A 14,711-nucleotide genomic window follows, 5' to 3' on the forward strand; every position below is an offset into this window, starting at 1 on the left:
ACCGAATCGGCGGAAGGCCGCACGAGGGCGGGCGCTCACACTCCGTGGGCGCCCGCCCTCGTGTCGCACGTCAGCGGATCACGTGCTCCACGAATCGCCGAGCCGTCTCCTCCAGCACCTCCCGACCGTCCCGCGCCCACAGTCCGTCGTTGAAGAGCTCGACCTCGATGGGGCCGGTGTACCCGGCGGCCTCCACGTACCCCTTCCACTCCCGCATGTCGATCGAGCCGTCGCCGATCTGGCCGCGGCCGTTGAGGACGCCCGCGGGCAGCGGGGTGGTCCAGTCGGCGAGCTGGAAGGTGTGGATGCGGTCGCCGGCGCCCGCACGGGCGATCTGCGCGGGCGCGTCGTCGTCCCACCAGATGTGGTACGTGTCGACGGTGACGCCGACCTGGTGGGCGGGGAAGCGTTCCGCGAGGTCCAGCGCCTGGGCGAGGGTGGAGACCACGCAGCGGTCGGCGGCGTACATGGGGTGGAGCGGCTCGATGGCCAGCCGTACGCCATGGCGTTCCGCGTACGGGCCCAGCTCCCCCAGTGCGTCGGCGATCCGCTCCCGGGCGCCGCGCAGGTCCTTGGAGCCGGCCGGGAGACCGCCGGAGACCAGGACGAGGGTGTCGGTGCCGAGCGCCGCCGCCTCGTCCACGGCACGACGGTTGTCGTCCAGTGCCGCCGCGCGCTCGGCCGGGTCGATCGCCGTGAGGAAGCCGCCGCGGCACAGCGTCGTGACGCCCAGGCCCGCGTCGCGGATCAGTTTCGCCGTCGCGTCGACGCCGTACGACTGGACCGGCTCGCGCCACAGGCCCACGTTCGGGATGCCCAACCGGCCGCAGGAATCGGCCAGTTCGGGCAGTGACAGCTGCTTGACCGTCATCTGGTTGATGGAGAAGCGCGCGAGTTCGGTCACTGGTTCACTCCGTACACGGACAGCAGGGTCTTCATCCGCTCCTCGGCGAGCTTCGGGTCGGGGAACAGGCCCAGGCCGTCGGCGAGTTCGTAGGCGCGGGCGAGGTGCGGCAGGGACCGGGCCGACTGCAGTCCGCCGACCATCGCGAAGTGGGACTGGTGACCGGCCAGCCACGCGAGGAGGACCACGCCCGTCTTGTAGAAGCGGGTGGGGGTCTGGAAGAGGTGGCGGGACAGCTCGACCGTGGGGTCCAACAGGCCCCGGAAGCCGGGCACATCGCCCGTGTCCAGCACCCGTACCGCCTCGGCCGCCAGCGGGCCCAGCGGGTCGAAGATGCCGAGCAGGGCGTGGCTGAAGCCCTGCTCGTCGCCCGCGATCAGCTCGGGGTAATTGAAGTCGTCGCCCGTGTAGCAGCGCACGCCCTGCGGGAGCCGGCGGCGGATGCCGATCTCCCTCCCGGCGTCCAGCAGCGAGACCTTGACGCCCTCCACCTTGTCCGGGTGCGCGGCGATGACCTCCAGGAAGGCGTCCGTGGCGGCGTCGAGATCGCTCGAACCCCAGTAGCCCTCGAGGGCCGGGTCGAACATGGGGCCCAGCCAGTGCAGGATCACCGGCTCGGCGGCCTGGCGCAGGAGATGGCCGTAGATCTCCAGATAGTCCTCGGGGCCCTTGGCCGCCGCGGCGAGGGCGCGGGAGGCCATCAGGATCGCCTGCGCGCCGGACTCCTCGACGAGGGCGAGCTGCTCCTCGTACGCGGCACGGACCTCCGCCGGCGTTGCCGGGCCGGTGAGTTGGTCGGTGCCGACCCCGCACGCGACACGGCCGCCGACCGCCCGGGCCTCGGCGGCGCTGCGCCGGATCAGCTCGGCCGCGCCCGCCCAGTCCAGGCCCATCCCGCGCTGGGCGGTGTCCATGGCCTCGGCGACACCGAGCCCGTGGGACCACAGATGGCGGCGGAAGGCGAGGGTGGCGTCCCAGTCGACGGCGGCGGGCGCATCCGGCGAGACGTCCGCGTACGGGTCGGCGACGACGTGCGCCGCCGCGTAGACCGTACGGGAGGTGAACGGGGTTCCGGGGGCCACCATCAGGGGCTCGGCGCGGGGCTCGTAGGACCTGAACCCGCCCTGGGCGTCCGGGAGTCGGATGGTCACAGCTGGATCTCCGGTACGTCGAGGCGGACGCCCTCGGCCGAGGACTTCAGGCCCAGCTCGGCGAGCTGGACGCCGCGGGCGCCGGCGAGCAGGTCCCAGTGGTAGGGGGCGTCGGCGTACACATGCCGCAGGAACAGCTCCCACTGGGCCTTGAAGCCGTTGTCGAACTCCTCGTTGTCCGGGAGCTCCTGCCACTGGTCGCGGAAGGCGTAGGCGGCCGGGAGGTCGGGGTTCCACACCGGCTTGGGGGTCGTGGCGCGGTGCTGGACACGGCAGTTGCGCAGGCCCGCGACGGCGGAGCCCTCGGTGCCGTCGACCTGGAACTCGACGAGTTCGTCGCGGTTGACGCGCACGGCCCAGGAGGAGTTGATCTGGGCGATGACCGGTCCCTGGGGGCCGTCGAGTTCGAAGATGCCGTAGGCGGCGTCGTCGGCGGTGGCGTCGTAGGGCTTGCCGTTCTCGTCGAAGCGCTGCGGGATGTGGGTGGTGGCGACGGCCTGGACGGACGTGACGCGGCCGAACAGCTCGTGCATCACGTACTCCCAGTGCGGGAACATGTCGACGACGATGCCGCCGCCGTCCTCGGCGCGGTAGTTCCAGGAGGGGCGCTGGGCGCTCTGCCAGTCGCCCTCGAAGACCCAGTAGCCGAACTCGCCGCGGACCGACAGGATCCGGCCGAAGAAGCCGCCGTCGACGAGGCGCTTGAGCTTGCGCAGGCCCGGCAGGAAGAGCTTGTCCTGGACGACGCCGTGCCTGACGCCCTTCTCGTGGGCGAGCCGGGCGAGTTCGAGGGCGCCCGCGAGGCCGGTGGCGGTGGGCTTCTCGGTGTAGATGTGCTTGCCCGCGGCGATCGCCTTCTTCAGGGCCTCCTCGCGGGCCGAGGTCACCTGGGCGTCGAAGTAGAGCTCCACGGTCCGGTCGGCGAGGACGGCGTCCACGTCGGTCGAGAAGTGCTCCAGGCCGTGCTGTTCGGCGAGCGCGCGGAGCGCGTGCTCACGGCGGCCGACGAGGACCGGTTCCGGCCACAGCACGTCGCCGTCACCGAGGTCCAGGCCGCCCTGTGCGCGGATGGCGAGGATGGAACGGACCAGGTGCTGGCGGTGACCCATGCGTCCGGTCACGCCGTTCATGGCGATGCGCACCGTCTTGCGTGTCACGTCATTCCCTTCGCAGGCGTCGTACTCAGCGTCGTACGCGGGTGAGCGCGCCGCCTCGGCCCGACTGATGAGCGTCACAGCAAGCGCTTTCTATCCTAGGAGAAACTAACCTCTGACCACCGGCGGGGACAAGACCGTGACCGCTTCGAGTTGTTCGAGGGGACGAACAGCGGGGTGTTCTGGCCGTAAGGTCTGCTCGACGCATGCGGAACCGTGGGCCACGAAGGGCCTGTCTACGAGGGCGGACGACGAGGTACGACGAGATGCGCGACCGGAGGACGACGAGATGACGGTGACCCTGGCGGACGTGGCGGCCCGCGCCCAGGTCTCGCCCGCGACGGTGTCGCGCGTGCTGAACGGCAACTACCCCGTGGCCGCGTCCACCCGGGAGCGGGTGCTGAAGGCGGTCGACGAACTCGACTACGTGCTGAACGGTCCCGCGAGCTCGCTGGCCGCGGCCACCTCCGACCTGGTCGGCATCCTGGTCAACGACATCGCCGACCCCTTCTTCGGGATCATGGCGAGCGCGATCCAGTCGGAGATCGGGGGCCCGGGCGGCCGGGCCGGGGGCGAGCGGCTGGCCGTCGTCTGCAACACGGGCGGCTCGCCGGAGCGCGAACTGACCTATCTCACCCTGCTGCAGCGCCAGCGGGCGGCGGCGGTCGTGCTGACCGGCGGCGCCATGGAGGACGCGCAGCACGCGGCGGCCGTCGCGGCGAAGCTGCGCAGGCTGACGGAGGCGGGGACCCGGGTGGTGCTGTGCGGGCGGCCGCCGGCCCCGGACACCGGAGCGGTCGCGATCGCCTTCGACAACCGCGGCGGCGGGCAGCGGCTGACCGAGCACCTGATCGGTCTGGGGCACCGGCGGCTCGGGTACATCGCGGGCCCGGAGGAGCGCACGACGACCCGGCACCGCCTCGAGGGGCACCGGGCCGCGCTGGCCGCGGCCGGGATCTCCGAGGACCCGGGGTGGACCGTGCACGGGCGCTACGACCGCACGTCCGGGTACGAGGCGACGCTCGAACTGCTGCGCAGGGACCCGTCCTTGACCGCCGTGGTCGCGGCGAACGACTCCGTGGCACTCGGGGCCTGTGCGGCGCTGCGGGAGTCGGGGCTCGGGATTCCGGACGACGTGTCCGTCGCCGGGTTCGACGACCTGCCGTTCAGCGTGGACGCGGTGCCCGCCCTGACGACCGTACGGCTGCCCCTGGCGGACGCGGGGGCGCGGGCCGGGCGGATCGCGATGGGACGGGAGGAGCCGCCGCCCGGCGGGATCGCGACGGTCCGGGGGGAGCTGATGGTGCGGGGGTCCTCGGGGGCGCCCCGGCAGAGCGCGTCGGCCTGACCCCGGGCCCCGCGCACCCGGTGCCGAAGGACACAACCGTGCATAGGCTCGTCTCCTGTAGATGATTTCCGCGCTGCGCCCCGGTCTTCATTGCCGTGATCGCCCGAGCGAACGGACAGGAACGACAGGAGTTGGTCCCATGCGCATCGTAGTCAGCGAGTTCATCAGCCTCGACGGGGTCGTCCAGGCGCCCGGCGGACCCCAGGAGGACACCGACGGGGGCTTCGCGCACGGCGGTTGGTCGCACCCGTACTTCGACCCGGAGGTGGTCGGCGGGGCCTTCGCCGCGGGGCTGGAGCGGGCCGAGGCGCTGCTGTACGGGCGGCGGACGTATCTGACGATGGCGGGGGCGTGGCCCGAGCGGGCCGGTGACCCCTTCGCCGACCGGCTGAACGCGCTCAAGAAGTACGTCGTCACCGACACCCTCTCCGACGCCGAGCTGACCTGGAACAACACCGAGCGGATCGCGGGCGGCGAGGCCGTCGCCCGGATCCGTGAGCTGCGCGCGGCGCCCGGCGGCGACCTGGCGATGATGGGCAGCCCCACGCTCGTGCGCACGCTGATCGCCGAGGGGCTGGTGGACGAGCTGCAGCTCATCCAGATGCCGGTGATCCTCGGCGGCGGCAAGTCCATCTTCCCCGGGGACGGGGCGAAGCGGGCGTTCGAGCTGGTCTCCACGGCCCGGGGGAAGACCGGTGTGCAGGTGAACGTCTACCGGCCGGTGGCCGACGAGGGGTAGCACGGGCGGTGCGGGTGTCCTAGTCTCGAACCGACGGTATCTCTGACTGAGTCAACCATCCGGGGGTTCGATCCTCATGACCGTCCAGGACATCCGCACCTTCAACCGCTTCTACACCAACGTCATCGGCGCCCTCGACTACAGCCGCCACCTGTACGCCCCCTACACCCTCACCGAGTCCCGGGTGCTCTACGAGCTCGCGCACTCCCCGCACACCGACGCGGCCGACCTGCGGACCGAACTGTCGCTGGACGCGGGCTACTTGAGCCGCATCCTGAACAAATTCGAGGAGGACGGGCTGATTGAACGGACGCAGTCCAAGCGGGACCCCCGGCGCCGTCATGTCGCGCTCACGCCACGCGGCCGCGAGACCGCCGCCCTGCTCGCCGAGCGGGCGAACGAGTCCGTCGGCGCGCTGCTGGCCACCGTCCCGTCCGCCGACCGCCCCCGGCTCGCCGAGGCGCTGCGCACGGTCCGCGAGATCCTCTCCGACGGACGTGCGCCGCGCCGCGAGAACGTCGTCCTGCGCGAACCGGCCCCCGGGGACCTCGGCTGGATCGTCCAGCGCAACGCGGCCGTGTACACCGCCGAGTACGGCTGGAACACCGACTACGAGGGGCTGGTGGCCCGGATCGTCGCCGACTTCGCCGAGGACCACGACCCGCATCTGGAGCGGGTGTGGATCGCCGAGCTCGACGGGCGGCCGGTGGGGTGCGTGATGTGCGTACGGGACGACGCCCCGGCCACCGCGCGGCTGCGGCTGCTCCTGGTCGAGCCCGAGGCGCGCGGGCTCGGCATCGGCGACCGGCTCGTCGGCGCGGTCGTCGACTTCGCGCGCGGGGTCGGCTACCGCGATCTGGTGCTGTGGACCAACGACGTGCTCACCGCCGCCCGCCGCATCTACCAGCGCCACGGTTTCGTGCTCGTCGCCGAGAAGGCGCACCGCTCGTTCGGAAAGGACCTGACCGGGCAGGACTGGCGGCTGGACCTGCACGGCACACCGGGGTGAGAGTAGGGACCATGAGACTGGCGTTCTCCACCCTCGGCGTCCCCGGCCTGCCCGTCACGGACGTGATCCATCTCGCCGCCGCCAACGGGTACCACGGCGTCGAACTGCGCGCGCACCCGGAGGAGCCGGTCCATCCCGGCCTCGACCTGGCACAACGCGCGGATGTGGCCTCCGAGTTCAAGGCGGGAGGCATCGAACTGCTGGGGCTCGCGGGGTACGCGCGCGTGGCCGCGCCGGGGGACGACGGGCCCGTGATCGAGGAGATCCGCGCCCTCCTCGACCTCGCCCGCGACCTGGGCGCCCCCTACGTCCGGGTCTTCCCGGGCGCCGACCACGAACAGACCACCGAGCGCGCCGACGCGGTGGCCGCGCGACGGCTCGGCACGGCCGCGGAGTACGCCGCCGACCTGGGCGTACGCATCCTGCTCGAAACCCACGACTCGCACCGCACCGGCGCCGCCGCGATGCGCGTCCTCGGCCTGGTCGGCCACCGTCACGTCGGCGCGCTCTGGGACGTCATGCACACCTGGCTGGGCGGAGAGCAGCCCTCGGAGTCGTACGCGGCCCTCTCGCCGTACCTCGGCTACGTCCAGGTCAAGGACATCGCCTCCCCCACCGACACCACCCCCCTCCCCCTCGGCGCCGGCGTCCTCCCCCTCACCGACTGCATCGAGGTCCTCTCCCGCAACAACTGGGACGGCTGGCTGTGCTGGGAGTACGAAAAGCGCTGGTACGAGAACGCGGCCCCGCTGCCGGAACTGCTGGCGGGGGGACGGGAGCATTTGGGGCGACTGCTGAACGAGTGCGCTTAGCCTCCGGCGGTTCGGCAGTTGGGGGGTGTGGGGTTAGGTGTTTCGGGGTTCGAGGACTTGGCGGTTCGGGCTCCGGCGGCTGGGCGGATGGAGAGTGTGCGGGACCGCCCGCAGTTGCCAAGGTGACTCACCTCCGGCAGCTGGGCCGGGACGCGGGGTCGCGTGGGCCCGTTGAGGCGGCACGCGTACGGCGGTTCACCCGGGTGCGCGGGCCCGCGCGGCTTGCCGAAGCGGCGCACATCTGGCGATCGAGATGGGACATGGGATCGCGCGGGCTTACAGAACTGGCGCGCATCCAGCGGCTCGGCCGGGAGGCGGGGCCTCGCGGACCTGCCGAAGTGGCGCGGATCCAGCGCTTCGCCCGTGCGCGGGACCGCGCCGGCCTGACGAAGTGGCGCGCATCCAGCGGCTCGGCCGGGTGTGCGGGACCGCCTGAGCTTGCCGAAGTGGCGCGCATCCAGCGGCTCGGCCTGGTGCGCGGGCCCGCCCGAGCGGCACGCATTCGGTGGATCGCCCGGGTGTGCGGGGCCGGCCAAGTGGCCGTCGGGGTGCAGGAGTTCGCTCGGGGGATGCCGACGGCTCCGGTCAGCCTTCCCCGGTCGCCCCTACCTGTGACCGCCCGGCCAGTCGTGTCACCCGTTGCTCCAGGTGTGCCCGGCGCTGGGGCCACTCGTCGGCTGTTATGGAGAAGATGGCTGAGTCGCGTAGGCGGCCCTCCTCTCCTGGGGCCCAGGAGCGGGACCAGTTGCGGAGGGTGCCTTCGTAGTGGGCGCCGACGCTTTGGATGGCTGCGCGGGAGCGGGTGTTGCGGGCGTCGGTCTTCAGGTCGACGCGGGAGACGGCCCAGGTCTCGAAGGCGTTGCGGAAGAGCAGGAGTTTGGCCTCGGCGTTGATGCCGGTGCCCTGTGCCGACGCGGCGAGCCAGGTGAAGCCGATCTCCACGGCGTCGAGTCGGTCGTCCGAGCGCCAGCAGCGGGGCTCCCAGTAGGAGGTGGCGCCCACGGCACGGCCGGTCGCGAGCGAGATCTGTGCGTACGGCGCGAGCCGCCCCGATGCCGCGCGCTCCAACTGCTCGTCGACGTAACGGCCCACCTCGTCGGCCCTCGGCACCCAGGTGAACTCATAGGTGCCCCGGTCCTCCTCCGCCGCCACCGCCAGGTCGGCCGCATGCCGGTGGGCCAGCGACTCCAGCCGCACCAACGCGCCCTCCAGGACCGGCCCTTCAAGCACCCAGCCCACCGCGCACCTCCGCGAACGCCTCATGAAAGCCGGGGAAAGTCTTGCGCACACAGCCGGGGTCGTCGAACGAGATTCCCGGGACCCTGAGACCCGTGACCGCGAAGGACATCACGATGCGGTGGTCGCCGTAGGACTTGATCCCGGTGCCGGGCGCGGGTGTGCCCGGTCGGATCTCGATCCAGTCGGGGCCCGTGGCGACCCGCACGCCGAGCCGCCGCAGGTTCTCCGCGCAGGCCTCCAGCCGGTCGCACTCCTTCACCCGGGTGTTCGCCACGTCCTCGATCCGCACGGGCCCGGAGGCGAACGGCGCGACGGCCGCCAGCGTCGGCATCGTGTCGGAGATGTCCCGCATGTTGACGGTGAGGCCGCGCAGTTGTCCCGTGCCCCGGACGGTGGTGCCCTCCGGGCGCACCGACACCTCCGCGCCCATCCTGCGCAGGACGTCGACGAAGCCGAGGTCGCCCTGCAGCGCCCCCGCGCCGAGCCCGGGCACCGTCACCTCGCCGCCGGGTGTCACGGCCGCCGCGGCGAAGAAGTAGCTCGCCGTCGAGGCGTCGGGTTCGACGGCGTAGGTCGTGGGCCGGTAGCCGCCCGGCGGGACGACGAAGACCTGTCCCGGCCCGGCCGCCTCCCGGCCGACCTCCACCCCGAACGCCCGCATCATCGCGATCGTGATCTCCACGTACGGCGCCGACACCAGATCCGTCACCCGGATCCGCAGGCCCCTGCGGGTGAGCGGGCCGAGCAGGAGCAGCGCCGTCAGGTACTGCGAGGACTGGCCCGCGTCGAGAACCACGTCACCGCCCTCGACACCCGCCGCCCGCACCGTCAGCGGATGGTGCCCCTCCGCCTCCTCGTGCCGCAGATCCACGCCCAGGTCGCGCAGCGCACGGGTCAGCGGCAGCAGGGGCCGGCGGCGCATCTGGGCCGAGGCGTCGAAGCGGTAGACGCCGTGCCCGGTCGCCGCGAGCGCCGGCAGGAAGCGGGCCGTCGTGGCGCCGTCCCGGCAGTGGACGTCCGCCTCGCGCGCCGGCGGACCCTGCGGGCGCCCGTCGACCTGCCAGGCGTCCCGGGTCCGGCCGACGCGGTAGCCGAGGGCCGTCAGCCCCTCGGCGAAGCCCTCCGTGTCGTCCGAACGCAGGGGCCGTACCAGGGTGGTGACGCCGTCGGCCGCCGCCGCCAGGAAGAGCGCGCGGGCGGTGATGGACTTGGAACCGGGGATGTCGATCACGGGCATGCCTTCATGATCGTCCGACGGTGACCGGCGACGCCGCCCCGTCCACGGGATGGACCCCTTCCCGTCGCCCACGCGTCACCGACACCGACGCATCCCGCCGTACGCACACTGCAGGAGTCGTGGCCGCACATCACGTCCCAGCAGCCCCGCCCGCCACTGTGGCACCGACTTCGGGCAATCAAGCCGATGGCGGGAACCCGGCCCCTCTACGGTTCGTCCAACCCGCAAGCTGCCGGATGAGTCTCCGCCGTGCGGTGTCGGCCCTCGCTGCTGGCTGCGATCGCTGACTTACCCTCTCCGCCGTACTGCGGCCGGCAGCACGCCGCCATCGGCGCGCCCCCTCCAACAGCGCCGATGGCGGCCCCTCTTCGCCGCTGCCCGGAGTCTGTGCACTCCCTTGACTGGCAGAAACTTCCCGGTTATTGGTGACTCCTTGGAAGTTTCCTTCAGCGGAATCTCCGGAAGGAGCGCACGTGCCCTCCAGACGTACCGTTCTGGCCGCGACCGCAGGCGTCACCGCGGCCCTGGCCCTCGGCAGCCCCGCCCACGCAAGTCCCCCGGACGACAAGAAGCTCCGCTCGCTCATCTCCCGTATGACGCTCGAGGAGAAGGTGGGCCAGCTCTTCGTCATGCGGGTCTACGGCCACTCCGCCACCGACCCGGACCAGGCCGACATCGACGCCAACCTCAAGGAGATCGGCGTCCGCACGGCCGCCGAACTGATCGCCACGTACCGTGTGGGCGGCATCATCTACTTCACCTGGGCGCACAACACCCGGGACCCGCACCAGATCGCGGACCTGTCCAACGGCATCCAGCGCGCCTCCCTGACCCGGCCGCGCGGGCTGCCCATGCTCATCGCCACCGACCAGGAGCACGGCATCGTCTGCCGCGTCGGCAAGCCGGCCACGCTCTTCCCGGGCGCGATGGCGATCGGCGCCGGGGGCTCCCGCCGCGACGCCCGCACCCTCGGCCGCATCTCCGGCGCCGAACTGCGCGCGATGGGCATCAACCAGGACTACTCCCCGGACGCGGACGTCAACATCAACCCGGCCAACCCGGTCATCGGCGTACGGTCCTTCGGCGCCGACCCGGAGGCGGTCGCGGGTCTGGTCGCCGCCGAGGTCGCCGGGTACCAGAGCTCGTCGGTGGCCGCGACCTCCAAGCACTTCCCCGGACACGGCGACACGGCCGTCGACAGCCACTACGGCTTCCCGGTCATCACCCACAGCAGGGAGCTGTGGGAGACGCTGGACGCGGTTCCCTTCCGGGCGGCCGTCAGGGCGGGCATCGACTCGATCATGACCGCGCACATCCAGTTCCCGGCCCTCGACGACTCCGGCGACCCGGCCACCCTCTCCCACCCGATCCTCACCGGCATCCTGCGCGGCGAACTCGGCTACGACGGCGTGGTGGTGACGGACTCGCTCGGCATGGAGGGCGTACGGACCAAGTACGGCGACGACCGCGTGCCCGTGCTGGCGCTCAAGGCCGGCGTCGACCAGCTCCTCAACCCACCGGACCTGCCCGTGGCCTGGAACGCCGTCCTAAAGGCCGTGCAGGACGGGGAGTTGACCGAGGCACGGCTGGACGAGTCGATCCTGCGCATCCTGCGGCTGAAGGCGAAGCTCCGGCTGTTCCAGCAGCCGTACGTCACCGATCGCGGCGTGGACCGTACCGTCGGCACGCGCGCGCACCTCGCGGAGGCCGACCGCATCGCCGAGCGCACGACGACGCTGCTGGTCAACGAGGGGCACCTGCTGCCGCTGTCCCGCCGTTCGCACAAGAAGGTCCTCGTCGTGGGCGCCGACCCGGCCTCTCCGTCCGGCACCACGGGCCCGCCCACCGGTGTCCTCGCGGCCGCCCTCGGCGAACTGGGCTTCACCGCCACCGCCCTGTCGACCGGCACGGCCCCGTCCGCCGCGACGATCGCGAAGGCGGTCGCTGCGGCGCAGGACGCGGACGCCGTCGTCGTCGCCACCTACAACGTCACCGCGGGCAGCGCGCAGCAGACGCTGGTCCAGCAGCTGCTCGCGACCGGGAAGCCGGTGGTCGCGGTCGCCGTCCGCAACCCCTACGACGTGGCCCAACTCGCCTCCGTGCGCGCCTGTCTGGCCACGTACTCGTGGACCGACGTCGAACTGCGGGCGGCCGCGCGGGTGATCGCCGGGCGGGCGGCGCCGCGCGGGCGGCTGCCGGTGCCGGTGCAGCGGGCCGACGACCCGGCGCAGGAGCTGTACCCCATCGGGTACGGGCTGTCGTACTAGAGGGGACGTAGGGCCCATACGCCGCACACCCGGCGTGCAACCCCCAATGGGCCCAAAGCCTCCCGCACGTCTGGCGTGCGCCCGCTGCGGCGGGTCACGCTGGATGAGGGGTATCCGGGGGGTTGGCGATGCGTGAGAGAAGTTCCGTGGGGGTGGTCTGCGCGCTGCTGGTCCTGGTCGCGGCTCTGCTGACCGGTTGCCAGGTCCTGTCCTCGCCCGAATCCGGCGGTTCGGGCGGCGACGGGCCGGGCGACCGGACCGCGAGCGGCGGCAGGGCGAGCGCGACGCAGCAGTCGGGGTACGGGGCGGTGTTCCTCGCCGTCGACGAGTGCAGTTCGTTCGGTACGACGAGCTTCACCGAGGTGCCGTGCACCAGCGAGCGGGCGGCGGCCCGGGTCGTGGCGCGCCACGACGGCAAGGTGGCGGGCGGCCCGCTGTGCCCGGCGACCACGGACTTCGTGCTGCACATCAGCGCGCAGGCCCCGTCGTCCGAGGAGGACGGCGACGGCGCGGTGCCGCAGGGCTACGCCTGTATGCGCAATCTGGAGCCGCCGCACCCGGGCGACCCGGGCGGCGGGGGCGGTCCGCGCACCATCGTCGGGGACTGCGTCTACGGCTCGGGAAGCGGGCAGGTCCGCGAGACCGCCTGCGACGGCAGCGGCAAGAAGAAGCCGCAGTACGAGGTGGTCAAGGCGGCCACCGCTCGGGTGCAGTGCCCGGCGGGAACGGCGCTGTACGTGCAGCTGGACGGCAGGCAGTCGGTGGGCTGTGCCCGGCCGGTGTGACCAACGGCCGGGCACAGCCTGCAAGTTGCCGAGACGTCGGCCCTACGGCCGCAGCGCCGGATCGCGCTCCACGTCACGCACGTCCAGCTTCTTGTCGAACTTGGCCAGCGGCTTCGCCTGCGCCGTGGCGGCGGCCGGGACGCCGGCCCAGTCCAGGATGCGGGCGGTGGCCAGCGCCTTCTGGTCGGCGACCAGTCCTGCGACGTTGGCGCCGTGGTTCATGCCCGGGGCCGTGAAGACGTAAGCGTCCTTCGAGCCCTTGCCGACGGCGAACCGCTCGGCGCCCCACGGGTCGTTCGAGCCGTAGACGAAGAGCATGTGGTGGGCGTGGTGGCGCACCCAGGAGTCGACGTCGTCCATCGCGTACGGCTGGAACCTCATCGGGATGTCGCGCGGCACGAAGTTGCGCGGCGGCTGGTAGCCGTAGCGGACGTACTTCTTCTCGATGTACGGGAAGTGGATGGTGGGCGCGCCCAGTTGGGTGCCCGCCTGGTAGTAGTACGGCGTGTACGGCTCCAGGCCCTGGTCGGTGTAGAACGAGAACCCGGAGATCGTGTCGATCGAGTTCCAGATCTGGTCGTCGGTCGCACTCTTCGCGTCCGGCGGGATCAGGGTGTCGTCACTGCAGTTGGCGAGCAGGTTGTACTGCCAGAAGCCCCAGACGTAGTCGAGGACGACGGCCTCGTAGGCGCGGTCCAGGCTGCCGATGGTGGTGAAGGTGTAGCCGTTGTCGGCGGCGTAGGAGGCGTACTTCTTCTCCAGCGACTCGCGGCGCACCAGTGCCTCGCGCTGGACCGCGTTCAGGCGGTCGCGGCATTCCTTGGTGCCGACCTTGGTGAAGAAGCGGTCGTAGGCCGAGTCCTCGTTGTTCACCACGTCGTTGGGGGCGACGTAGGCGACGACGCCGTCCATGTCGCGCGGGTAGAAGCGCTCGTAGTAGGTGGCGGTCATGCCGCCCTTGGAGCCACCGGTGGAGATCCAGTTCTTGCTGTAGATCTTCTTCAGCGCCTTGAAGATGCGGTGCTGGTCGCTGGCCGCCTGCCAGATGTCCAGCTTGGACCAGTCGGCCGGGTCGGGCCGGGACGGGGTGAAGAAGCGGTACTCCATGGAGACCTGGTTGCCGTCCACGATCTGGGTCGGCTCACGTCGGCTCGGCGTGGTGGAGACGTTGTAGCCGCCGGTGTAGAAGACCGTCGGGCGCGAGACGTCCTTGTGCAGCACGGTGATGCGCTGCTGGAACGTGCCCTTGGACGGGTGGCGGTGGTCGATCGGCTGGGTGTAGTTGAGGACGAAGAAGCGGTAGCCGGCGTACGGCTTCTCCTCGATCAGGCTCATACCCGGTATCGCGAGCAGCCGGTCCTTGATGTCGGCGGTCGCCTTGGTGGTCGCGGCCGTCGGCTCCGCGGCGGTGGCCGCGCCTGCCGTGCTCACCGTGCCTATACACACCGTGAGCGCCATCAGCCATCTGAGCGCCTTGCGCATGCACCCTCCCCTGTGAGTCAGATGTGCGTGCGGAGCCTACGGAGCAACTCCCCCGCGCACCAGGGGCTGTGAGGGGTCAGAAGCGCTTCCAGCCGTGCGAGTCGTAGGAACCGCGGCCCACCGAGCCCTTGATCCACACCTTGCGGTGGCCGGCGTAGGTGCGCACCGGTCCGGCGTGCCGGGTGAACCGCCCCTTGTCGACGACGGGTTCGAAGCCGCGCACCTGGAGGCTGACCATCATGGACTGCCGGGCGCCGGGCCTCTTGGGGACGGTGATCGCGCAGAGGTAGTTGCCGCTCTTGTAGATCTTCACGGAGCCGGTGGAGAAGGTGTACGTCCGGACCTTGTGCCCCGCGCAGGACGAGGGCGCCGCCATCGCCTCGGCCGCCGGTCCCGCGACGGCGAGCAGTCCGGAGGCGGTCAGCACCGCGAGAAGCGTCGTGACCCGTCGCCGTATCGCACCACTGTCCACTGTCGTCCCTCCCGTACCCCGGCGATGAGCGTACTGGTGTACGGACGCACGACATATGTCGGATGGTTGCACGAGTGCTCCCGCAAGCCCCCGGTCGGCCACCGGACCGCCC

General features: G+C 71.7%; 13 protein-coding genes. 6 read left to right on the forward strand and 7 right to left on the reverse strand.

What is annotated here, in order from left to right; translation table 11 throughout:
• Positions 1–70: 70 nt before the first annotated feature.
• The 3 genes from MQN93_RS06325 to MQN93_RS06335 are packed head-to-tail and all read right to left on the reverse strand — an operon-like array spanning position 71 to position 3,212.
• A complete protein-coding gene (locus MQN93_RS06325; RefSeq protein ID WP_242708671.1) occupies positions 71–904 on the reverse strand; it encodes a sugar phosphate isomerase/epimerase family protein in 834 nt (277 codons plus the stop codon).
• Entirely contained in the window at positions 901–2,055 is a 1,155-nt protein-coding gene (locus MQN93_RS06330) for a dihydrodipicolinate synthase family protein (protein ID WP_242708672.1), read from the reverse strand. Before MQN93_RS06330 ends, MQN93_RS06325 begins: the two co-directional genes overlap by 4 nt.
• Entirely contained in the window at positions 2,052–3,212 is a 1,161-nt protein-coding gene (locus tag MQN93_RS06335; protein WP_242708673.1) for a Gfo/Idh/MocA family protein, read from the reverse strand. Before MQN93_RS06335 ends, MQN93_RS06330 begins: the two co-directional genes overlap by 4 nt.
• 286 nt (positions 3,213–3,498) lie before the next feature.
• Here MQN93_RS06335 and MQN93_RS06340 point away from each other — a divergent pair, with 286 nt between their 5' ends.
• From MQN93_RS06340 to MQN93_RS06355, 4 genes are all read left to right on the forward strand, one after another.
• On the forward strand, positions 3,499–4,557 hold the full coding sequence (locus MQN93_RS06340; protein ID WP_016435035.1) for a LacI family DNA-binding transcriptional regulator: 1,059 nt from the start codon (positions 3,499–3,501) through the stop codon (positions 4,555–4,557).
• A gap of 139 nt (positions 4,558–4,696) precedes the next feature.
• Positions 4,697–5,296 (forward strand): dihydrofolate reductase family protein, encoded by a 600-nt coding sequence (locus tag MQN93_RS06345; RefSeq protein WP_016435034.1) that lies wholly within the window; start codon positions 4,697–4,699, stop codon positions 5,294–5,296.
• Between the two features lie 76 nt (positions 5,297–5,372).
• Positions 5,373–6,305: a bifunctional helix-turn-helix transcriptional regulator/GNAT family N-acetyltransferase gene (locus tag MQN93_RS06350; protein WP_242708674.1), complete on the forward strand. Its 933-nt coding sequence runs from the start codon at positions 5,373–5,375 to the stop codon at positions 6,303–6,305.
• A gap of 11 nt (positions 6,306–6,316) precedes the next feature.
• Positions 6,317–7,117, forward strand: a complete 801-nt coding sequence (locus MQN93_RS06355) for a sugar phosphate isomerase/epimerase family protein (protein ID WP_242708675.1) — start codon at positions 6,317–6,319, stop codon at positions 7,115–7,117.
• A 585-nt stretch (positions 7,118–7,702) separates the two neighbouring features.
• Here MQN93_RS06355 and MQN93_RS06360 read toward each other — a convergent pair.
• A complete protein-coding gene (locus MQN93_RS06360) occupies positions 7,703–8,356 on the reverse strand; it encodes a GNAT family N-acetyltransferase (protein ID WP_242708676.1) in 654 nt (217 codons plus the stop codon).
• The gene (gene aroA, locus MQN93_RS06365; RefSeq protein ID WP_242708677.1) at positions 8,340–9,593 is read right to left on the reverse strand and encodes a 3-phosphoshikimate 1-carboxyvinyltransferase; all 1,254 of its coding nucleotides are present in this window, start codon (positions 9,591–9,593) and stop codon (positions 8,340–8,342) included. Before aroA ends, MQN93_RS06360 begins: the two co-directional genes overlap by 17 nt.
• A 473-nt stretch (positions 9,594–10,066) precedes the next feature.
• On the opposite strand from aroA, the gene MQN93_RS06370 reads away from it, so the two are divergent.
• Positions 10,067–11,860, forward strand: a complete 1,794-nt coding sequence (locus MQN93_RS06370) for a glycoside hydrolase family 3 protein (protein ID WP_242708678.1) — start codon at positions 10,067–10,069, stop codon at positions 11,858–11,860.
• 128 nt (positions 11,861–11,988) lie between these two features.
• Entirely contained in the window at positions 11,989–12,645 is a 657-nt protein-coding gene (locus tag MQN93_RS06375) for a hypothetical protein (RefSeq protein ID WP_016435028.1), read from the forward strand.
• A 42-nt stretch (positions 12,646–12,687) separates the two neighbouring features.
• On the opposite strand, the gene MQN93_RS06380 is transcribed toward MQN93_RS06375, so the two are convergent.
• Both MQN93_RS06380 and MQN93_RS06385 read right to left on the reverse strand, forming a co-directional pair.
• Positions 12,688–14,127 (reverse strand): S28 family serine protease, encoded by a 1,440-nt coding sequence (locus tag MQN93_RS06380; protein WP_242708679.1) that lies wholly within the window; start codon positions 14,125–14,127, stop codon positions 12,688–12,690.
• A 76-nt stretch (positions 14,128–14,203) separates the two neighbouring features.
• Positions 14,204–14,599, reverse strand: coding sequence for a hypothetical protein (locus MQN93_RS06385; protein WP_242708680.1), 396 nt, complete (start codon positions 14,597–14,599; stop codon positions 14,204–14,206).
• Between the last annotated feature and the right edge of the window lie 112 nt (positions 14,600–14,711).

This window comes from Streptomyces spinosisporus (assembly GCF_022698145.1).
Lineage (GTDB): Bacteria > Actinomycetota > Actinomycetes > Streptomycetales > Streptomycetaceae > Streptomyces > Streptomyces spinosisporus.

Coding starts and splice junctions, on each gene's coding strand:
- MQN93_RS06340 (WP_016435035.1), top strand. CDS start 3,499: ATGACGGTGACCCTGGCGGACGTGGCGGCCCGCGCCCAGGTCTCGCCC.
- MQN93_RS06345 (WP_016435034.1), top strand. CDS start 4,697: ATGCGCATCGTAGTCAGCGAGTTCATCAGCCTCGACGGGGTCGTCCAG.
- MQN93_RS06350 (WP_242708674.1), top strand. CDS start 5,373: ATGACCGTCCAGGACATCCGCACCTTCAACCGCTTCTACACCAACGTC.
- MQN93_RS06355 (WP_242708675.1), top strand. CDS start 6,317: ATGAGACTGGCGTTCTCCACCCTCGGCGTCCCCGGCCTGCCCGTCACG.
- aroA (WP_242708677.1), bottom strand. CDS start 9,593: ATGCCCGTGATCGACATCCCCGGTTCCAAGTCCATCACCGCCCGCGCG.
- MQN93_RS06375 (WP_016435028.1), top strand. CDS start 11,989: ATGCGTGAGAGAAGTTCCGTGGGGGTGGTCTGCGCGCTGCTGGTCCTG.
- MQN93_RS06380 (WP_242708679.1), bottom strand. CDS start 14,127: ATGCGCAAGGCGCTCAGATGGCTGATGGCGCTCACGGTGTGTATAGGC.